General features: G+C 53.5%; 18 protein-coding genes. All 18 read right to left on the bottom strand.

Going from position 1 to position 21,768, the window contains the following annotated elements:
* Positions 1-151: 151 nt before the first annotated feature.
* The 18 genes from glnA to KI367_RS14685 all read right to left on the bottom strand — a co-directional run bounded on the left by glnA (position 152) and on the right by KI367_RS14685 (position 21,528).
* The gene (gene glnA / locus KI367_RS14600; RefSeq protein WP_036714962.1) at positions 152-1,576 is read right to left on the bottom strand and encodes a type I glutamate--ammonia ligase; all 1,425 of its coding nucleotides are present in this window, start codon (positions 1,574-1,576) and stop codon (positions 152-154) included.
* A gap of 252 nt (positions 1,577-1,828) precedes the next feature.
* The gene (gene aroF / locus KI367_RS14605; protein WP_036714963.1) at positions 1,829-2,881 is read right to left on the bottom strand and encodes a 3-deoxy-7-phosphoheptulonate synthase; all 1,053 of its coding nucleotides are present in this window, start codon (positions 2,879-2,881) and stop codon (positions 1,829-1,831) included.
* 373 nt (positions 2,882-3,254) lie between these two features.
* A complete protein-coding gene (locus KI367_RS14610) occupies positions 3,255-4,202 on the bottom strand; it encodes a 4-hydroxy-3-methylbut-2-enyl diphosphate reductase (RefSeq protein ID WP_212950523.1) in 948 nt (315 codons plus the stop codon).
* 56 nt (positions 4,203-4,258) lie between these two features.
* Entirely contained in the window at positions 4,259-5,722 is a 1,464-nt protein-coding gene (locus KI367_RS14615) for a sensor histidine kinase (RefSeq protein ID WP_212950525.1), read from the bottom strand.
* A gap of 2 nt (positions 5,723-5,724) precedes the next feature.
* Entirely contained in the window at positions 5,725-6,414 is a 690-nt protein-coding gene (locus KI367_RS14620) for a response regulator transcription factor (RefSeq protein WP_036714965.1), read from the bottom strand.
* 136 nt (positions 6,415-6,550) lie between these two features.
* Positions 6,551-8,164 carry a S1C family serine protease gene (locus KI367_RS14625; protein WP_212950527.1) on the bottom strand — a complete coding sequence of 538 codons (1,614 nt, stop codon included), beginning with the start codon at positions 8,162-8,164 and terminating at the stop codon, positions 6,551-6,553.
* Between the two features lie 299 nt (positions 8,165-8,463).
* Entirely contained in the window at positions 8,464-8,802 is a 339-nt protein-coding gene (locus KI367_RS14630) for a hypothetical protein (protein WP_156124752.1), read from the bottom strand.
* A 206-nt stretch (positions 8,803-9,008) separates the two neighbouring features.
* Positions 9,009-9,668, bottom strand: a complete 660-nt coding sequence (locus KI367_RS14635; protein WP_036715317.1) for a response regulator — start codon at positions 9,666-9,668, stop codon at positions 9,009-9,011.
* Positions 9,665-10,723: a sensor histidine kinase gene (locus tag KI367_RS14640; RefSeq protein ID WP_036715316.1), complete on the bottom strand. Its 1,059-nt coding sequence runs from the start codon at positions 10,721-10,723 to the stop codon at positions 9,665-9,667. The genes KI367_RS14635 and KI367_RS14640 overlap by 4 nt, the downstream gene beginning before the upstream one ends.
* Positions 10,724-10,727: 4 nt before the next feature.
* Complete coding sequence (gene liaF, locus KI367_RS14645; protein ID WP_212950529.1) at positions 10,728-11,807, bottom strand: cell wall-active antibiotics response protein LiaF; 1,080 nt, start codon at positions 11,805-11,807, stop codon at positions 10,728-10,730.
* Between the two features lie 217 nt (positions 11,808-12,024).
* Entirely contained in the window at positions 12,025-12,225 is a 201-nt protein-coding gene (locus KI367_RS14650) for a hypothetical protein (RefSeq protein ID WP_036715315.1), read from the bottom strand.
* A 109-nt stretch (positions 12,226-12,334) separates the two neighbouring features.
* Positions 12,335-12,931, bottom strand: a complete 597-nt coding sequence (locus KI367_RS27180) for a 3D domain-containing protein (protein ID WP_281422508.1) — start codon at positions 12,929-12,931, stop codon at positions 12,335-12,337.
* A gap of 459 nt (positions 12,932-13,390) precedes the next feature.
* The gene (gene thrS / locus KI367_RS14660; protein WP_212950533.1) at positions 13,391-15,331 is read right to left on the bottom strand and encodes a threonine--tRNA ligase; all 1,941 of its coding nucleotides are present in this window, start codon (positions 15,329-15,331) and stop codon (positions 13,391-13,393) included.
* A gap of 383 nt (positions 15,332-15,714) precedes the next feature.
* Positions 15,715-16,617, bottom strand: a complete 903-nt coding sequence (gene ytxC, locus KI367_RS14665) for a putative sporulation protein YtxC (RefSeq protein WP_036715313.1) — start codon at positions 16,615-16,617, stop codon at positions 15,715-15,717.
* A 248-nt stretch (positions 16,618-16,865) separates the two neighbouring features.
* On the bottom strand, positions 16,866-18,443 hold the full coding sequence (locus tag KI367_RS14670; RefSeq protein ID WP_246536938.1) for an ROK family protein: 1,578 nt from the start codon (positions 18,441-18,443) through the stop codon (positions 16,866-16,868).
* Positions 18,443-19,570: an S-methyl thiohydantoin desulfurase family protein gene (locus KI367_RS14675; RefSeq protein ID WP_212950535.1), complete on the bottom strand. Its 1,128-nt coding sequence runs from the start codon at positions 19,568-19,570 to the stop codon at positions 18,443-18,445. Before KI367_RS14675 ends, KI367_RS14670 begins: the two co-directional genes overlap by 1 nt.
* A 4-nt stretch (positions 19,571-19,574) precedes the next feature.
* Positions 19,575-20,897, bottom strand: a complete 1,323-nt coding sequence (locus KI367_RS14680; protein ID WP_246536940.1) for a cytosine permease — start codon at positions 20,895-20,897, stop codon at positions 19,575-19,577.
* A gap of 49 nt (positions 20,898-20,946) precedes the next feature.
* Positions 20,947-21,528 carry a TetR/AcrR family transcriptional regulator gene (locus KI367_RS14685; protein ID WP_212950536.1) on the bottom strand — a complete coding sequence of 194 codons (582 nt, stop codon included), beginning with the start codon at positions 21,526-21,528 and terminating at the stop codon, positions 20,947-20,949.
* Positions 21,529-21,768: the final 240 nt, after the last annotated feature.

Here is a 21,768-nt window from a genome sequence, read left to right on the forward strand (position 1 = left end):
AGGCATCAAGTACCAAAATGCACAAGCACCAGGTCCCGGTTTGCCATCGTTCCTTATTCCACTTTAGCATATTTCCCGGATTAAAGCTTTAAAGAATTGCAAAACGAAAGAGACTGCCCCGTGCCGGGACAGCCTTTCGCCAACATTTCGATTAGCAGTCAAAATACAGACTATATTCATGCGGATGAATCCGGATCGATACCGCTTTGGCTTCGCCGCGTTTCAATTCGATGAAGTTATCGATGAATTCTTTCGTAAATACGCCGCCTTCAAGCAGGAATTCATGGTCCGCTTTCAGCGCGTCGAGCGCTTCGTCCAACGTGCCCGGCACGCTGCGGATTTCGGCTTTTTGCTCGTCGGAGAGCTCATAGATGTTTTTGTCCATCGGTCCGTAGCCGAGCTCAACCGGGTTGATTTTGCGCTTGATGCCGTCGAGGCCGGCCATCAGCATCGCGGAGAAGGCCAGGTAAGGGTTGGCCGTGGAGTCCGGCGTGCGGAACTCGATGCGGCAGCCTTTCGGCGTTACGGCAGCGACCGGAATGCGGATGGCCGCGGAACGGTTGCCTTTGGAGAATACGAGGTTTACAGGCGCTTCGTAGCCCGGAACCAGACGTTTGAACGAGTTGGTCGACGGGTTCGTGAGCGCAAGCAGCGCAGGCGCATGGTACAGGATGCCGCCGATGTAGTGAAGAGCCATCTCGCTCAGGTTGGCGTAGCCGCCTTTTTCATAAAACAGCGGGGTATCGCCGTCGAAAATCGATTGGTGCACGTGCATTCCGCTGCCGTTGTCGCCGAAAAGCGGTTTCGGCATGAAGGTTGCCACTTTGCCGTATTGGCGGGCCGTGTTGTGCACGATATATTTGTAGATCAGCAGGTTATCCGCTGTTTTCTTCAGGGTGTCGAAACGGAAGTTGATTTCGGCTTGGCCTGCGGTTGCCACTTCATGGTGATGGCGTTCCACGCGCAGTCCCACTTCTTCAAGCAGGCGGCACATTTCGCTGCGGATGTCCTGCTGCGTATCGACAGGAGCGACCGGCACGTATCCGCCTTTCACTCTGACCTTGAAGCCGAGGTTGCCGCCGTCTTCCTTGCGGTTCGTATTCCATGCGGCTTCTTCGGAATCCACATAGAAGGAAGAGCTGTTCATGCTGCTTTCGTAACGTACGTCATCAAAAATAAAGAACTCGGACTCCGGCGCGAAAAATGCAGCTGTTCCGATGCCGCTGGCTTGCAGATATTCCTCCGCTTTCGCCGCGATGCTGCGTGGATCGCGCTCGTAACGCTCGCCGTCCGGCGTATAGATGTTGCACATGATGTTGATGGTCGGATGTGCGGTAAACGGATCGATGAATGCCGCTTCCGGATCGGGCATCATAACCATGTCGGATTCTTCGATTCCGCGGAATCCGGCGATGGAAGAGCCGTCAAACGCAACCCCGTTTACGAACGTCTCCTCATCCACTTCTCTGGCAGGCAAAGAAATGTGATGGGCCCGGCCAGACAAATCCACAAAACGAAAATCCACCCACTCAATTGCATTATCTTTGATCGTTTTCAACACGTTTTCAACCGACATGTTCTCTTCCTCCCATTATCCGAACATTTACCCGCATTTTCTACGTGAACGTTCAGTATCTACTATTTATGTCGTCATTATAAAACACAAAACCTGACATCGTCAATATCCATGTCAGGTATTTTTTTGACTTGTGTCAGGTATTCTTACACATTTGGTTTCAAGCCTATGTTATCCGCACGCAAATAGCCTGCCCACCCGGTCTGGAGGCCGGTGAGCAGGCTTGTATATTGCAGGTTATGAATCGGCCGATTAGACGACAAACGCCTCAGCGGGGGCCTTTTCCGTGTTGAAGGTGCGTCCGACGAGCGGAGCAAGCTTTTCCAAATCCTTCAGCAGCGCCGCGAATTGGTCCGGGAACAGCGACTGCACGCCGTCGCCCGTCATCGAGTTGTCGGGATCGGTATGCATCTCGATAATAAGACCGTTGGCTCCGGCGGCCACGGATGCTTTGGACATCGGTTCCACCAGCTCGCGGCGGCCCGTGCCGTGGCTTGGGTCGGAAATGACCGGAAGGTGGCTGAGCTGCTGCAGCACGGGAATCGCCGACAGGTCCAGCGTATTGCGCGTGTAGCTCTCGAATGTGCGGATGCCGCGTTCGCACAGCATAACGTTCGGATTTCCTCCGGCAAGAATGTATTCGGCGGCATTAAGCAGCTCGTCGTAGGTCGCGCTGAAACCGCGCTTCAGAAGCACCGGCTTGCCGCAGGTTCCCAGCTTGCGCAGCAGGTCGAAGTTCTGCATGTTGCGCGTGCCGACCTGCAAAATGTCGGCGTATTCCGCGCAGATGTCCACGTATTCCGGCGTCATGACTTCGGTGATCGTAAGCAGGCCGTGTTTTTCCCCCGCTTCGGCCATCATGATCAGCCCCTCGACGCCGACGCCTTGGAAGCTGTACGGGCCCGTGCGCGGTTTAAACGCGCCGCCGCGCAGCACCTGCCCGCCGGCCGCTTTCACGAGTTTGGCGATTTCGTCGATTTGGGCCGCCGATTCCACGGCGCAAGGTCCGCCCATGACGACCAGCTCGTCGCCGCCGATTTTAACGCCTTTAATGTCAATCACCGTGTTTTCCGGATGGAAGTCGCGGCTTGCCAATTTGTACGATTTCGTGATTTTAACGACGTTTTCGACGCCTTTCATCTGCCGCAAATGTTCGGCGATCGACGGGTCCACTTTCCCGACGAGCCCGATCACCGTACGGTCCGAGCCTTTGGAAATATGGGCTTGAAGCCCGTTTTTTTCGATGACGCGAACGATGTCCTGGATTTGTTCTTCGGGAGTTGTATTGGATGTAATGACGATCATGATTACCATTCCTCTCTATTATCAGGTTCTGTATGCCGAATCGAATCCCGGAAGCCGGGTTCCGGAAAGCTTGATAAGCCGATACGTATTTGCTTAAACGCGTTTTAGCTTTTTAGCTTTTATGCTTTTAATCGATAAAGTAACAATAAACTATTTTCCTCCCTCCGTCAAGACCAGGGCATAAAATCCATTGGTTGCTTGGCGCCTGGTCATCGGGGGTTTTGCCGATAACTCGCGTGCTGCTTCAATCTTTTCCGCCGCTGCTTCTCGTATTTTTTAGAAAACGGCCTGATGTAATGAAATAAAAAAACAGCGGCACAAGACGTGGATCTCTTGTACCGCTGTTCCCTAATCGCTTTTTTGGCATCGCTTTTTACGATCTGATGTTTTTGACCGGAGGCAAAAGCTTTTGCATGTTTACCGTCCGTTTGATTTCCCAGGTTTCTTCGTTATTCGGATCGTATTGTTCCAAATAGTTGATGACCTCTTTCGTGATCGGCGTCGGCGTCGATGCCCCCGAAGTCACCGCCACCTTGTTGACGCCTTCCAGCCATTCGCGCTTCAGCTCGGTAATGTCCGCGATCCGGTACGCTTTGACATGGGCGATCTCCTCGGAAACCTGCGCCAGGCGGTTCGAATTGTTGCTTCTCGGGTCGCCGACGACGATGACCAGATCGGCCTGGCCGGCCTGCTCGGCTACCGCTTCCTGACGCACCTGCGTCGCAAGGCAAATTTCGTTATGCACTTCCGCCGACGGATACAGTTCAAGCAGCTTTTTCACGATGTGCTTGATATCCCACTGGCTCATCGTGGTCTGGTTCGTAATGACGATTTTGGAAGAAGGAATGTCCAGCTGATCGATTTCTTCTTCCTTCTCAATGAGATGCACGTGTTCCGGCGCAATGCCGATGGCGCCTTCCGGCTCGGGATGGCCTTTTTTGCCGATGTAAATGATCTCGTATCCGTCCGCCACCTTCTCGCGGATCAAATCATGCGTTTTGGTCACGTCCGGGCAAGTGGCATCGACCGTCGTCAGCCCCTTTTCCCGGGCAATACGCCGTACTTCGGGCGAAACCCCGTGGGCGGTGAAAATAACCGTCCCTTTATCCACCTGGTTCAAAATGTCCAAGCGGTTGGCCCCGTCGAGCGTGATGATGCCTTCGTCTTCGAAAGAGTTCGTCACATGGCTGTTATGAACAATCATGCCGAGAATATATATAGGGCGCGGGAGATCCAGGTTCTGGGCCGCCTGGCGCGCAAGCACCATGGCGTCCACGACGCCGTAGCAGTATCCGCGCGGTGATATTTTAATGACTTCCATGCCTGACTTCACCTGCTTTCCTTATGCTGTTTCAGCTAACATCTATTCATTATACCCTATTCGAGTGGCGTCGGAAAGACGATCGGCAGCCAGATGATAAACGTCGTCCCTTCTCCGAGGCGCGTTACGACCTCAACCGAACCTTCCAGCTCGTCGATGATCCATTTGGCGATGGACAAGCCGAGGCCGATGCCTTCCGTCACGCCGCGGGATTGGTCGGCCCGGTAGAAGCGGTCGAAAATATGCGGCACTTCTTCTTTGTCCATGCCGATGCCGGTGTCGGATATCCGGATGCCTACCTGGTTTTTGTAAATAAAGGCATCGAACACGACCTGGCCTTCCGGCGTATATTTGAACGCGTTTTCGATAAAAATGAACAGCATTTGCTGCATGTAATCCTTGTTGCCGTTAATATAAACGCCGTTCAGGACGGAAAAGTCTCCCGTAATCCATTCGGCCGTGCGCGGCAGCATTTTGGCCCGGCGGGCCACTTCCTCGACGAGAATCTCCAGCGGCACCGGCTGCTTCTCGAAGGTCCGCCCGGTATCGGCGCGGGCCAACGACAGCATGTCGCTGACCAGCCTGCTCATCCGCTTCGATTCGTCCGCGATGTCGCTGACCGCTTCGAGCGTCATCTGATGCATGGTCTCTTCATCCAGGTTCGGCCGTTCGGAATCGTCCTTGGACCACATCTTTTGCAGCAGATCGACGTTTCCGCGGATCGTCGTGAGCGGCGTGCGCAGCTCATGGGACGCGTCCGAGACGAAACGGCGCTGCGCGGCGTAGGACTCCTCCAAGTTTTTATAAAAGCCTTCCATCCGCCCCAGCATGTTGTTGACCGTATTGATCAGCTGCCCGATCTCGTCCTGCGGCCCGTCGTAAGCGATTCGGACGCTCAGGTCCGAGCCCTTCTGGATTTGGTCGGCCGCTTCGATGACTTTCCCGATCGGGGCGATCGACTTGCGGGCGAGGAACAGGCCGAAGGTGGTGGCCATGAGTACCATGATGGTTGCGCTGATGATCAATATGGAACGGAGAAGACTTAGCAATTCCTCCTCGTGACCAGTCCAAACGGCGAGTTGCAAAAATCCGATTAACTGATTCTGAACAACAACAGGCTTTTGATAGACCATGAAAGGATTGCCGTTTAATCGGAAGGTCTCAAAAGAATCGACATTAAAAGCATTCTTTGCGGAAGGGACGGGAAAGGTCTTTTTCATCCTCCCCAAATTTTCCGTGATCAGGTCACGATTATTATTATAGTCATGCAACTGTCCAAAAATCTGGGAAGATTGAAAACCCGAAGTCGCGGACAACCCACCAATATCAAATTTTAATTCACCTTGGGAAATGTACAACACCAGATTAGGCTGAATTTGTTTGCTCTGCTCTTCAAGATTGCTCTTCACTTTAGAAAAAGTATAAAAATGAACCACCCCATACACGGCAGAGCCAAACAAGATCAGCGTTACGGCCAAGATGCACGTATACCAGGCTGTCAGCCGGAGTCGTATGGACATGTTTAGGAGTCACCTCTCAGAATATAGCCGGCCCCCCGAATCGTCTGGATTACGCGTTTGCCTCCATGTTCCTCGGTTTTTTGCCGCAGCATCGCGATGTAGACCTCAAGCACGTTGGATTCGCCGCTGTAATCGTAGCCCCAAATTTTATCCATGATGAGGTCGCGGGACAACACGCGTTTCGGATTTTGCATAAACAGGTGCAGCAGCTCGAACTCCTTCGCAGTCAGCTCCAGACGCTGCCCGCCGCGCAGCACCTCCCGGGAATCGACGTCAAGCACGATGTCCTCGAAGGTCAAGCGATGGTCTTCCGCTTCCTCCTGACCGGGCTTCCGCCGCAGCAATGCGCGAACACGGGCCAAAAGCTCCTCGAGCGCAAACGGTTTGACCAAATAATCGTCGGCGCCAAGATCCAGCCCTTTTACGCGGTGCTCGATCTCGTCTTTCGCCGTCAGCATCAGGATCGGCACGCGGATTCCGCCTTCGCGCAAACGGCGGCACACCTCGAATCCATCGACCTGCGGCATCATCACGTCGAGGATCACCAGATCGGGTTCGCTGTTCAGCACGCTTTTTAACCCTTCCGCTCCGTTGCTGGCCGTTATGATATCATAGCCTTCAAACGCAAGCCCCCTGCGCAGCATGGAAATGATTTTTTCGTCGTCGTCAATAATCAGTACTTTCGATCGCATAAACGGATGGCTCCTTTATTACTTAACTATGTTCGTTGTTATTTCTATTGTAGCAGTGAAGTTTTGCGTTTGCATCCTTGCACGGCAACAGCGGAAGGGACCTTCCCTTCCGCTGCCGATTGAAGCCTTCCGATGATCACTGATTGCTGTCTTCAGAAGGAATGTTGTATTTGTTTTTGTCGCCGATGGTGAGCTCCATATCCATTTTTTTACCGTTGCGGACGACATGCAGCGTGACTTTCGCGCCAACCTTTTGTTTTTGGATATAATTCACAATATCCGTATGGGTTTTAACGTTGATGCTATCGACGCCGGTAATGATATCGTATGGGCGCAGATCAGCTTCATAGGCCGGAGATTTGAAAGTAACCTCTACAACGACCGCACCTTGGGTTACGTTTGTTTCCATTTGCTTGGCGACTTCATCCGTTAAAGTTATCAGCTTGACGCCAATAAACGGTTCCGGATCCTTCGGAATTTCCTGATTGTTTTCCAGCTTCTGAACGACGTTTTTGATCGTGCTCGCCGGGATGGCAAACCCGATGCCTTGCGAATCCTTGCTGACGGCGACGTTCATCCCGATGACTTCGCCGTTCAGGTTCAGAAGCGGACCGCCGGAGTTGCCGGGGTTGATGGAAGCGTCGGTTTGCAGCAAATGCTGGTATTTTCTCGTATCCGAGCCGTTATCGTCGCCAACGTCGATCGTACGCTCGCGGGCGCTGAGAACCCCTGTCGTAACCGAGTGGTCAAAACCTTGCGGGTTACCGATCGCAACGACCGGCTGACCGACTTTCATGCTGCTGGAATCGCCGAGCGGCACGACCGGGAAGTCCTTGCTGCCTTCGATTTTCAGCACGGCAAGGTCAAGATCCTTGGATTTGCCGAGCAGTTTGGCTTCATACGTTTTGCTGTCGTTTTCGATCGTTACCTGGATGACATCCGCGTTTTCAATGACGTGCTCATTCGTTAAAATGTAGCCGTCTTTTTTATAGATGAATCCGGAGCCGATGCCGTACGGAACCAGCTGGGATTTTCCTTGATTCTGCGAATTTTGGCCGGATCCGGAATCCCCGCCGTTGTTGCCGTAATAATCGCTCTCACCGCCGAAGAAGAACGAAAACGGATCGTTCATAAACGGCGATTGCGATTGCGAGCTCCGGCTGTTCGATTTGACGAGCGTTTCGATTTTAACGACCGCAGGTCCCGCTTGTTCCACGACGCCCGAGACGTCAAGCGGCTTGTTCAGCGGAAGCGAAGCCGGTTGGTTGCTGCCGTTGCTGTTTTCCGGAGCAGCCGTTACCGGCGTGCTGGTTTGCTCTCCAGACTGGGCGGCCGTGTCCGGCGTAAACAGGTTCATCCGGTCGGATGTAAACATAAGCGCCGAAATGACGACCACGCCGGCCAGGAACGAAATCAACACCGTTTTGACGGAAGTTTTCTGCTGCGGCTTCTGGTTAAATTGCCAGTTGCCGCCGCCCCCTCCCGTTCCGCCGGGATTGCCGGAGTCGGCCGATGAGCGGTATGCATTTGCTGTCGGGAGCGGCCGGACCGGATTCGGAGGCGTAATTTCGACGTCCTCCTGTCTGCCGTGGCTTTCGGCGCCATGCTGTTCTGCCCGGTCTTTTCCAATCGACTGGAACGGTCCGTAGGAATAATAATATGAAGAACCCGATTCGGAAGATCCTTGACGCTTCACGCCGTCGTTTTGAAACTCGTCTTCAGGTTGACCCGATCTGTTTCTTTCGTCCATAATAATGCCTCCTGTGCACCCTTTTTATATCTCAATGTCCTTGGGGAATTGTTTAACTGTTTATATGATGTACTATAAACCTTAACCACAGATTAAAAACAATTTAAGCGGAGATAAAAAGAAACTGCAAAAGACATTGATAAGATGTTTTTTTATTATTTTTAACTATAAACGACTGAATTGATAATGTTCGCTCTTTAAATAAACAACAAACCCAGTACCTTTTAAGATACTGGGTCTGTTGTTTGAAAAATTGTTTATTTAATAAATTTGATGCCACTAATTTTTAGTTCATCTCATTAAGCCAAAACTGCTATCCATCCTGCATAAGTACCGTACCATAATCCATTTATCAGCTGAGTTGAGATCAGTTTCAGATTTCCATAATATTGATAACCATTAATAGTTGTTGAATAAGGAACAGTTGCTGGTACATCCTTAGATTGAGAATATCCACGAGAAGGTTTATATGAGGAAATGTATACTGGATCTAATGATGCGGCTAATTGATCTGAATTCAGAGCGATTTTTGAAGACTGCTCTTGAATCTGAGGCGGTATTTCATTTGATGCAAAGCTTGCACTTGGTGCGACTGCAAGTAAAGATGCTGCAACAGAAGCAATTAAAAATTTTTTCATAGAAAATACCTCCTATCAATTTGCATTTTTCATTATTAATATTATCATATATTCCAAAAAATACAGTATATTCTAAAAGAAGTATTCTGCAATTATTTATTATCTTCCTGTATTTTTTATACAATCTTGCATACGAACAATCATTTTTAACCAACAGAATTAGCCATGAAGAGGAGCTAATGTTAGTAAGCACTGAAGGATGAGCTTCATGATCCCTGCACCCATCCTTTGCGGTGCGCGTAAATCGCCAGCTGCGTCCGGTCCTCCAGCTCGCATTTCATCAGCAGGTTGCTGACATGGGTTTTGACGGTTTTGATGCTGATATGCAGCTCTTCGGCGATCTCTTTGTTGCTTTTGCCTTCGGCGATTAGAAGCAGCACCTCTTTCTCCCGTTCGGTGAGCCCGGAGGAATCGCCCTGGACGGTACGCTGCCGTATGCCGCGGGTCAGCGCCTGCGACACGTCGCCGGTCATGACCGGCATGCCGCGGTTGGCGCCCTGAAGGGCATAGATCAGCTCATCCGCCGACACGGTTTTTAGCACGTAGCTGACGGCGCCGGCCTCCACCGCATCCACGACAAGCTCATCCTCGAGAAAGCTGGTCAAAATGACGATTTTCATGGCGGGGAATTCGGCCAAAACCGCCCGGGTCGTTTCCACGCCGTTCATCACCGGCATCATCAAATCCATCAGGATCAGATCGGGAAACTGCTCGGGCGCGGCGTTTTTCAGCCAATCGACCACCTTGGAGCCGTTGTCCGCTTCGCCCACGACCTCGATGGACGGCTCCAGCATCAAATACGTCTTCAGCCCCATCCGCACCATTTCATGATCGTCGACGATCATCACTTTCAAAACATCCGTCATTGTTCCTCATCCTCTCCCTGTGGTTGTTCCCCGTTCATTCCTTCCACAAATTTAGGTATATGTACGCGAATCGTCGTTCCGGAACCTTGACGGCTGATGATTTCCACTTTTCCGCCCAATTTCTCGGCGCGCTCCTGCATCGTGGACAAGCCGTAAGATCCCGTCTTATGCGGCACCTCGTTAAAACCCTGTCCGTCATCGCTAATGCTGAGCACGACCTGTCTTTGCTCTTCGCGCAGCGACATGCTGACCAGACGCGCATGGGCATGTTTTACGATGTTCGCCATCGCCTCTTGGATAATCAAAAACAGCTGATGTTCGATCGCTTCGGACAATTTGCCCTGCAGTTCGACTTCCTTCATCCCTTTGAGCGCGTTTTGGCGGCAGTAATCCGGGAACCATACCTCGAGCGCATCCTCCAGGTTTTTGCCTTCAAGCTCAACCGGGCGGAGCTGGGCGATCAGCGCCCGCATCTGCTTTTGCGCCATCTGGGACATGAAAATCAGCTGATCCATCACTACTTGCCCCTGCTGGGCATTCCGTTCCAACACTTTGGGAAGCGAGGAGGCGGACATATGAATGGCGAACAGCTGCTGGCTGACCGTATCATGCAAATCCCGCGCCATGCGCCGGCGTTCCTCCAAAACGGCCCGTTCGGCTGCTTTTTCCTTTTCCACGACCTCCTGCTCGCCCATCCGCTGCAGCAGCATCATTTTTTTCTCCATCGCGTCCATCAGGTTGTCGAACTCATGGTACAGCCGCGCAAAGGTCGGGTCATCGCACTCCCCGATCCGCACGGATAAATTGCCTTTGGCCACTTGCAGCATGTTGTATTCGAGAACGTCGACCCTCCGCTGGATCCGCTGGCCGGCCACATAGCCGATGATGATCGACAACAGCAGGAAGCCCAGGCTTGTGTAGACCCAAACCCAGGTTCCCTTTACGACCAGATATCCGCTGTCCGCCCCGATCACGAGCACCGCGCTCATCAACAGACCGGTCAGAATAAAATAAAACAGCAGCACCCACTTCGTATTTTTCATAATATTCCGCATGCGCTTAACCCACTTTGTTCACTTTAATGTCCCCGATAAACGCGCTGACATGAATCCGGATTTTTTTCCGGGCTTCCTTGTAAAACGGGGTTTTCATCTGTACGTTGCTCATGAATCCGCTGCGCGATTCGTTAAGGACCGACATGTCTCCGATAAACGAGCTGGTATGGATGGAAATCCCAAGGTCCGTATCGTCGGGCACGTACACCTTGATGTCGCCGATGAACGCCGAAATGTTGATTTTCGTCTCGCCGTAAGGAATATGCGCGTTCGTCAGATCCAGGACCGTATCGCCGATAAATTGCGACAGATTCGTCGGCTTCAATTGGAAATAGTCGCGTCCCAGGTGAATGTCGCCGATAAACGAGGACCGGTTGATTTTCCCGCCGTCGTGGTCATGTCCGTCCCATTCGCCATGGTGGCGGTGATGGTGGCGGTGTTGATGCCGGGCTTCCTGTCTCATCTCCCGATATTGTTTTTTTTGCTCGCGGTATCTTTTTTTATAGTGTTTGTATCGATCCTTCGGGTTGTCGTCGAACGGATCGTCGGGGTCAAAGTCATCGTCGTCATCAAAGCCCGCATCGGCATGGATCGTTTTGTGCTCGGCCTGCTGCTTCGTGTACGGGATGCCGAACTTTTCCTCGAATTGCTGGTCCAAAGTCGACTTTGCGGTCAAATCCTCCGGTTCGGGCGGGTCGGGCGTAAACGCCGGCGGCTCAACCGTCTGATTCGGCCGGGACGGCGGCTTGCGGTCATTCGGTTTGAAGATGACGTACAAGCCCGCCAGGATCAGCAGGGACGGGATGATGATTTTAAAGAAGCTGCCCGGGGTCACCCAATCCCAGCCTTCGTTCCTCCCCAGAAAATAAGTTCCGAACAGCAGCAGGATGGCCGCTCCCGCAAAGGCTCTCCGCCCTTTCAGCAATTCCTTGACGCCAAGGACAATGAGGATGACGGGCCAATAATGCTTGAATACGTAACCGAGACTGATATCAATGACGTTCAGCTGGTTCAGCAGGAAAATCACGCCGATCCCGATCAGGACGACGCCGCCGAACAGCCGGTCCAACCATCGTTTTTTCATAAGCCGTATCTCCTTTAAACAATCAACTTGGGGGCCGGATTTCGCTCCAGGCCTCTTCTGCAGCTTTGATCTAAGTGTACAACAGGTTGGCGTAAAAACGATAGCGGCGCGGGAATGAAATCGTCCTCCGTCCCGGGACCGAGGCAAATGGTACAGATTTACAAAAAAAATAAAACACCCGCCCTTTCAGGCGGATGTTTATGCTTCGATATGTTCCTTAAGCTTGGTCAGTCGGTTTGAATTCTTCGTCAAACTTCTCGTTTGGCGTTTTGTAGCTGCTGCTGCCTGCGCTGCCAGCACCACCTGTACGAGCTGCGCCAGTCGTTTGCGTCGTAGGCGTGTTCGCAGTGTCTTCGCCAAATTCCGTTTTGAACTTTTCATTCGGAGTCAAATAGCTGCCTTGTTGTTGCTTTTTCATGGCCGTTTCACCTCCCTGAGCTTGTCGTAAACGGCAAACCTCGGTTGCCGGGGGGTTATTCCCCAGTCAGTAGTATGTGAAATGCCAAGAAAATTATGCGGCAGTCGCTCTAAATGACTTCTTCCAGCAATGAAGCAGGAACCGACTTATAGGTCTGAATCGCTTTGCCCAGCGTATTCAGCATTTTTTCGTTGCACTTGCCGTTGCCGCGTTTGATGACCTGCACCTCGACCTCTTTTTTGCCCCATTCCTTATAAACCTGCTTCGTCGTATCGAAATACAGGTCGATTTTCCGTCCCTTAATGGCGGAGCCGACGTCGGCGACGATCGCGTACCCGTAACCGGGAATGTACAAAATGGTGCCCAGCGGAAACACGCGCGGGTCGGCCGCAATCGTCGAGATCGTGTTTTTGTCCCTCCGCACTTTCACGCCGGAGTAGGTTATGCCGTATTGCGGGTGCGAAGGGCGTTTGCCCGTGGACTCGTAACCGGCGGTATAACCCGTTGCCATGACTTTGACGGTATGGATCACCTGCTCTCTCCTAGGAGCCGTCACCGCAACCGCCCCCTGCTTTTTCGCCGGGACCTTCGTTTCGGGTTTCGTCATTGCAGGCAATGCCTTTGCGGCAAATTTGGGCAACTCGTTCTGGGACTTCGCGGCGAATTGCGAAGCTTTGCTCTTATTGAGATCGACGATCATGAACATTTCCGGGTTCGAAGCATATTTTAACGGTTTCAGATAATAATCGTTTTTTGAAGCAATCATCGAATTGGGGTTGCTGTCCTCGACGTAAGACGGCATCATCGAAAACGACCCCGCATACAAACTCGGCGTTTCCGCGAACAACCCGACCAAAAGCATGCAAAACAAAATCCTCTGCCATGTTTTTACCTTCATCATTGAAAATCCTCCCCCTTTACTTCCGAGGATGTCCAGATGATTTGGCGTTTATACATGAATGTTGAACCTGAGGTTCAAGGCAGAGGATGATGTCGCTCAAAATGGGGAACGCATTTTCAATAGGCGAGAGCAGCCGCTACGGTTACGGATTCTTCCGATCGCTGTTGTCTTCAACATTTCCTTCGGAAAGCTTTTAGACGACCGCAGCATATATCGCTACTTCCGGTTCATTTTCGTTCCTGCCCAATTTCGAGTCATTTGCATTTAAAAAATCTCGCGGTTTGCGATTTGCTCTTTCAGCATCGCCACCGCTTCGGCAAGCGGCTTCGCGCCCTGGTCGCCTTCCCCGCGTTTGCGGATGGAGACGGACCCTGCGTTCATTTCGTTTTCGCCGACGATGAACATGTAAGGGATTTTTTCCAACTGTCCTTCGCGGATTTTGTAGCCCATTTTTTCGTTGCGAAGGTCGGCGTCAACCGTGATGCCGTTCAGCTGGAGCTGTTCGGCGACTTTCTTCGCATAGTCTTCGAAAGCGTTCGATACCGGAATGACTTTGACCTGCACCGGGGACAGCCACAAAGGCAGCGAACCGGCGAAGTTTTCGAGCAGGAAGGCCGTAAAGCGCTCCATCGTGCCCAAAATGCCGCGGTGGATGACGACCGGACGGTGTTTTTGCCCGTCATCTCCGACGTATTCCAGCTCGAAGCGTTCAGGCAGCAGGAAGTCGAGCTGTACGGTCGACAGCGTTTCTTCCTTGCCGAGCGCCGTGCGGATCTGCACGTCCAGCTTCGGTCCGTAGAAGGCCGCTTCCCCTTCCGCTTCGAAGAACGGAATGCCGGTTTCCTCGACGACCTCGCGCAGCATGCGCTGGGACATTTCCCACATTTCGTCGTTCGGGAAATATTTTTCGGTGTCTTCCGGATCGCGGTAAGACAGGCGGAAACGGAAGTCCTTGATGCCGAAGTCTTCGTACACCTTCGTGATCAGCTGGATGACGCGCAGGAATTCTTCCTTGATTTGGTCCGGACGGCAGAAAATATGCGAGTCGTTCAGCGTCATGGCGCGCACGCGGTGCAGGCCGGTCAGGGCGCCGGACATTTCGTAGCGGTGCTGCATGCCCAGTTCGGCGATCCGGATCGGCAGGTCGCGGTAGCTGTGCATTTCGCTCTTGTAAACCATCATGTGGTGAGGGCAGTTCATCGGACGAAGGACAAGCTCCTCGTTATCGAGCTCCATTTTCGGGAACATGTCCTCCTGGTAATGCTCCCAGTGGCCGGACGTTTTGTACAGCTCGACGTTGCCGAGCACCGGCGTGTATACGTGCTGGTAGCCCAGGCTTTCTTCCAAATCCACGATGTAACGTTCCAGCGTCCGGCGGAGTTTGGCGCCGCGAGGCAGCCACATCGGCAGGCCTTGTCCCACGAGTTGGGAGAAGGTGAAGATGCCGAGCTCCTTGCCGAGCTTGCGGTGGTCGCGTTTTTTCGCTTCTTCCAGCATGTGCAGATGCTCGTCCAGCTGGGCTTTTTTCGCGAATGCCGTGCCGTAAATCCGCTGCAGCATTTTGTTTTTGCTGTCTCCGCGCCAGTATGCACCGGCCACGTTCATCAGCTTGAACACTTTGATTTTGCCCGTCGAAGGCAGATGCGGACCGCGGCAAAGGTCAAAAAACTCGCCCTGCTCGTAAATGGAGATGACGCTGTCTTCAGGCAGCGCATTGATCAGCTCCAGCTTGTAAGGATCCCCGAGTTCGCCGAACATGTCGAGCGCTTCCTGGCGGCTGACTTCCTTGCGTACGATCGGCAGGTTTTCGCCGACGATGCGTTCCATTTCCTTTTCGATTTTTTGCAAATCCTCAGGGTTGAGCGGATGCTCGAGATCCATATCGTAATAAAATCCGCCTTCGATGACCGGTCCGACGCCAAGTTTTACCTCTTTGGCGCCAAACAGGCGTTTCGTCGCCTGAGCCATCAAGTGGGCCGTGCTGTGACGCATCACTTCCAGGCCTTCCGGCGAGTCAAGCGTCACGATTTCGATTGTTGCGCCCTCTTTGAGCGGGGTGGACAAATCCACGACAATCCCGTCCATTTTGCCGGCTGCCGCGTTTTTCTTCAGACCGCTGCTGATCGATGCGGCCACATCCTCGATCGTGCTTCCTTCCGCGTATTCCCGGACCGAACCGTCCGGCAGTTTGATACTTACTGACACCTTTCATTCCTCCTTCAAAATTCAACCAAAAGCATACAAAAAAACACCCATCCCTAAAAACATAGGGACGAGTGTCTGTACCCGTGGTTCCACCCAATTTTGATAACGCCCCAAAATCCGGATTTCCTCATGCGGAGCCGAAACATTATCCTTCGTCAGCATCTGATAACGGAATGACCCGGCGCCCATTACTTGCTTGCCCGCTTAGGGGAAAACGTTCCTGGCCGCAGCTACAAAGGGGTAGACGCATAAGCCGGATGCGTGAGGAATTTTCAGCCGCCGGTTCCTCTCTCTGCAACGCCCGTTTCTTAGGTCCATGTCTTTGTCGAAGCTTTTATCGAATTATGTGTGTTATTATAAGTCCCAAGCTTTTGACAGTCAAGTCAGATCTTGCCCGTCTCGCGGAAATACCCGTGGCAATCGGGGCAATATCTGCATATTTCCACCCGGTCTTCGAATATTTGCGTCAAGGTCCGGATCACCGCCATATGCGGCTCCCGGGTATGAATGACGATTTTGGCCGGGGACACGGAGATCAGCGTCGTCACGACCGCGTCTTCCATCTGCAGGTCCTTCTGATCCAGCCGTTCCACGACGACGCCTTCGTCATAGCGGTAATCCAGCGGCTTCAGATTCTCATCCAAAAGCAGCACGTCCTGGCCGCCTTTATGGATCAGATGAACCAACGGGACCTGCGGCTGCTGGAAGTACACGAAATATTTCAGCATGCCTACGAATTCCTCGTACTGACGGTCCATAATAAATTCGTCCACCGCGTATTCCACGATTTCCTTCAGTTCCTTCATGTAGCTTTGGGCGCGAAAGGTCAGGAACCCGTCCACGTGCAGCAGCGGCCTTTCGCTCAGGCATTGTTGGATGCCCTGCTCCAGCATCGCCGAACGGCGGTTCCACGATGCGCCGAACTCGGGATTTTTCTCCAGGATCATGCGGCAGTGTTTCAGGATTTGCTCATGCTCTTCCGGTTCGGGAAAGTCGAACTCCTCGTTCAATATTTTTTCCGCCAGCTCCCGCTCTTTCTCCTGCAAAATATACTCGGCAAGCGCTTTGGCCGCGGTCCCGTAAATCTGCTGCAGCACGTTGCCTTTGATAAAACGCGGATCGTCCTCGCGGCAGCGCCAGAAGGTCATCCCCTCATGGACCGAACAGCTGATGCTGAGCGTTTTGTACTTTTTATGTAAAGCCTGGTTCGCTTTCGTAATGATGCTGATGTAGCACTCCTCTTCCTGCGGATCGGAGGTTCGGGCTGCAATGCTGAACAGTTCCATGGAGTTCACTCCTTTCAAAATCCTTCTTACAAAGTATATGTCTCTGCGGGGGGGATATACGGGAGGGATCGATGGAAAACAGGCTAACATTTCTCAGGCCGAACCCGGCATGCATCCGCTGGAAAAACCGGGCGGAATTCGAGTTTCCGGCTGCCAAATTCCGGGTGTTTCCGAAGCCAAAAAAGGCTCCCTCCCCTGTCTGTCCGACAAAGGAAGAAGCCTCCTAATCTCAATCGTTTACGGGACGTTTATAAACGTCCTGCCGCCTTCACTTTCACGAGCAATGCATTGCCCGGCATATACGCGAGCGGAATGTCCTCCGAAAGCACGATTTGCACCGTCGCCCGGTCGGCTCCGGCAAGCACCGCCTGCTCGACGGCATGGTTTTTGGCATCCGCCATCGCCTCTTCGTAGGTCATTTCATCGAGCGAGTAAATGCGTTCCGTCTCCCCGCTGACCTCGCCGAGCGCCGCGCCGATCGCGTTCGCCGCATCGTAATGGTCCGGTCTGACGATCCGGGCGACGCCTTGGAGCTTGTCCGGGACAAGGATGCTTCCGCCCCCGACGAGAATGACGTCCACGTCCTCCGCGCTCGTTTTCATGCGGTCGATCGCGTCTTCGATGTCGCGCGTGATGATCTCATCCGCTTGGCGGCAAACCGAAGCGTCGAGCCCCTCCGTCCGCGCGCCGTCCCACTCGTAACGGCCGAGCTTCACGGCCACGTCGGTTGCCGTCAGCGTATCGCCGCCAAAAATGCGGCCGCGTTTCAAAAGCTCGTACCCGACGCTGTCCGGCCCGACCGTAACGGTTTCGCCCTCGCCGCCGGCCCGTACGATCGTGCCGCCGCCGATGCCGATCGACAAAATGTCCGGCATGCGGAAGTTCGTGCGCACGCCGCCGATTTCGACCGCGGCCGACGATTGCCGCGGGAATCCTTGGGCCAGCACGCCGATATCCGTCGTCGTGCCGCCGATGTCGACGACAAGCGCGTTGTTCAGCCCGGACAGGTGCGCCGCGCCGCGGATCGAGTTCGTCGGCCCGCAGGCAATCGTCAGGATCGGGTAACGGAGCGCGTATTCGCTGCGCATAAGCGTCCCGTCGTTTTGGCAAATATAAACGCCGGCGTCGATCCCGAAGCTTTGCAGCGCCTGCTCGAAGCCGCGCACGACGCCCGCGATCACGTTCAGCAGCGCCCCGTTCAGCAGCGACGCGTTTTCGCGTTCCAAAATGCCGATGCTGCCGATTTCATGCGAAAGCGTCACCGGCATGCCTTCGCCGAGGATCTCTTTCGCAAGCTCCGCGACCCTCTTCTCCTGCGACGCGTTGACCGGAGAAAATACGCCGCAGACGGCGACGGCTTCCACTTCGCCTTTCATGCGGGCCAGGTAATCCTTGATCTCGGCTTCGTCGAGTTCGACGATCGTGCGCCCGTCATATTCGTACCCGCCCCGTGCAACATAGGCATGCGGGCCCACCGCGGCCTTCAGCGTATCGTCCCAATCCGCCAGCGGAGGCACGGACGTCGTTGCCGGCGCGCCGATCCGGATCAGGCCGACTTTGCCCAGATGCTTCCGCTCGACGATGGCGTTGGTGCAATGGGTCGTACCCAGCATGGCGTACTGCACCCGGGCCGGATTCACGCCGCTCTCCGCGAGCAGGCGGCGGATCGACTCGACGATGCCTTCGTTGACGTCGCGCGTCGTGTGAACCTTGACCGTATGAATCGTGTCAAGCTTCGAATCGAGCAGCGCGGCGTCCGTATTCGTCCCGCCGACGTCGATCCCGATGCGGTATGTTTCTTCGTTGTTCATCATCGTCCAAGGCATTACAGATTTCCTCCTTTTCCGGCTGCCAGCTCTTCGATCGGAACATAGGGAATATCGTAGCCGAAATATTTCGGCCCGACCGTCTCAAGCCCCTTCGGCGTCCGCCATCTCGGGTCGCAAGGGAAGCCGACCGCCGTCACCCTCGCTCCGTATTTCAGGTTTTCGGTCGTGATCGGCATACCGGTGTCCTGGTCGAGTAGCGAAATCAGATCCGGCGTCACGGCCAAGGAACGCCCGTCCTCCGTCGCCAGAAGGAATTCGTTCTGGAAATAGAGGCGCATCGTGCGTCCCTTTTCGGCATCGGTGCCTTCAAACACCGCTTCGCCCCGCGTAAAACCGCCTTCGGTCCGGCGCCGGATGTCCACGGCTTTGCCGTTGAACAAGGCGTAACCGTGAAGCTGCTTCAGCAAAGCTTCGATCGGGTTTTGCTTCTGCTCTTTGGATTCAAACAGCGTTTTCCCGATTTCATAGGCCAGCGTCAGCGTGTGCGGCACGGCGCTTTTTTTGACCTGCGCCCCCGACACGGGATAATCGCAGATCGAAGCCGAACCGCCCATCTGGATCGTCAGCGCGCGCGCCATCCGTTCCTCCCAAACGCCGTCGATCGCATGCATAAGCACGCCGTTGCCCCGTTCATCGGCCATCGTGATCGGGCTGCAGTCGATGCCGTCAAGGTAAAACGTCACCATCTGCGATTCCGGGAAAGCGCGTCCCATCGCATCGGCATCCAGAATCGGAATGCCTCGTTCCGCTGCCGCGATGACCGGCACCAGCGAATTGCCGCCTCCGACCTCGATCGGCATAACGGCGCTCACTTTGCGGCCAAGCTCCTTTTCGATCAAATCCAAAGGCTGCGTCATCTGCTCGATGGAAGGAATTTTTTCGTTCATGACGGTCGGCGCCCCAATCATCGAAAGCGGGACAACGAGACTATCGTCTTCCAGTTCTTCGGGTCTAACCAATCGAACCGGGCCGTATTTGCGGATGGTTTCCAACGCCATCAATTTCCCGATATGGGGATCCCCGCCCCCGCCCGTGCCAAGCACCGCCGCGCCGACGGCGATGTATTGCACGGCCTGTTCGTCCAATGCCGTCAATTTATTCTGATCCGTATTGTTGTTAGCCATGATGTTATCCTTTCTGTTCTTCTTTTTTGCTCAGCAGTTTTCCGACGATCCACTGGACGATAAACGCGAATATGAAGGCGTCCAGCGCCGGAACGCGCGTCAGTTGGAACAACCCGAAGCCGTCCGGGGCCGGTGTCGTCATGTACGCAAACAGCGTTGCAACCACCCAGACGATCAACGAACGGATGATCCAGTTTTTGTTGCGGTCAATGCCTTCGAACGTAAACTTCGCACGGTTCACAAGCAGATACTCTGCGGTATACAGGCCGCCGATCGGCGACACGAAGCTCGTAATGACGTTCAGGAAAGACAAAAACTTATCATAGATGCCGAACACCGCAAGCAGCGTGGCCAGAATGCCGGCGATGATGGTGATCAGCTTTTTCGGCACCCGCTGAAAGACCACGGAAAAGCCGAGGGAAGCGGAATACAAATTGTTCGTATTCGTCGTCCACTGCGCCAGCGTCAAGACGATAATGGCAGGAAGGCCCAGTCCCAGCGCAATGAAAATATTCGTCAAATCGTCCGTGTCCATCAGCCGGGACAAAAAGATCGCGATGACCGTCATAAAGCTGTTCCCGACGAAAAAGCCGATAAAAGCCGCGGTCACCGCATGCATCGGCGTACGGGCCCAGCGCCCGATGTCCGGCGAAAGCACGGTGCCGACGATAAAAATCCCGATGACGAGCGAAATCGCGGTTCCCATCGGAATCGGCGAGGCGCTGATCGGCTCCCAGATGGCCGCGGTGCCTTTCGTTTTAAACGCCGTGAACACGGCGATCCCGATAAAAATAACGAGCAGCGGCACCGACCATACGCTTAATCTTTCGATGGAGCGGTACCCCCAAATCGCGGTCGACATCATCAGCAGCCCGCCGATAAAAGAAAGCAGCCCCAAAGGCAGGTCCACCCCCACAAGCTTATCGAAGGCCGTATGCATGTTCGAAGCAAAAAAACCGACCTGGACGCCAAACCAGCCGAGCGAAAAAATCCCCAGCACGATCGACACGATCCGCGCCCCGACGTTGCCGAACAAAAACCGGCTGATCATCGCCGTGGACAATCCCGTCTTCGCCCCGACAAAAGCGCACAAAGCGCCGATCAAGCCGAGAATGACGGAACCGATCACCGTCGCCGTCAGCGAATCGGACAGATTCATGCCATTGCCGAGCTCGGCTCCCAAAAACATCGCCGACAAGTCGATCCCGATCGCGATCCATACCAGCGACATGGACAACCATTTTTTGCGCATATGCGCGGGAACGGGCTCCCTTTCAAAATCCTGCGCGCTTGCTTCATTGCTTTTCACTTGACTCGCTTCACTCAATGTACCCATCCCCTTGTCGTGTAAATTCTGGTTGAGGTTTGTCCATCGCCTACGAGCGCACGCCGTTCCAAAACGTTTCAAAGACATGGTTCAGCTTGCGTTCATAAACTTCCTTGGAGGAGTAATAGAAATATTGAATGCTTAATCCGTCCATCACGTTCAAAAAAGAATCTACCAGCGGCTGCACCTTCTGCTCGCGAATGACGCCCTCTTCCATTCCCCGAACCATCCATGCGCCGACGAGCTTCGTCAGCAATTGGTCCGAATGAAGAAAAGCCTCCTCGATCGTATCTTTCAGAAACGAAGGCGGGAACACCATGTACCGCAGCACGATTTTGCTTGCCTCGGGACACTCCCGGTAAAATTCGTATTGCCTGTTTAAAATCCCGTACAAGCTTTCCCGCACCCCTAATTTCTCCCGCCCTTCGGACAACTCCTGGACGTACGAATTGTATGCATCCATCGCCTCGCGAAAGACCGTCATGAACAAATCTTCCTTGTTCTCGTAAAAGGCGTAAATCGCCGGAGTTTTCACGCCGACTTCCTTGGCGATTTCGGATAGTGCCGTGCCGTCGTACCCTTTTTCCCCGAACAAACGCATCGCGGCTTCCTTCAACTTATTTCTGGTCATGGATTACCTCAGCTCCGATTTAATTAACATTAATTAAGTAAAATATACGAAAATACGCATAAAAATACAATACTTTTTTTCGCAAAATTCGACATCCCCACGTTTGCCCCTAAAAATCATAACCACCCGTCCAACGGGTGGTTTGCACTTGGGGTATAACCCCCTGTTGCCAAACTGCGCCTAAAGACGCTAGCCTGACAATAAATTGTTCAGGCTCAGTGTAATTTGCCTCTTTCACTT

This window comes from Paenibacillus cookii (assembly GCF_018333375.1).
In the GTDB taxonomy this organism is placed as follows: domain Bacteria; phylum Bacillota; class Bacilli; order Paenibacillales; family Paenibacillaceae; genus Paenibacillus_AQ; species Paenibacillus_AQ cookii.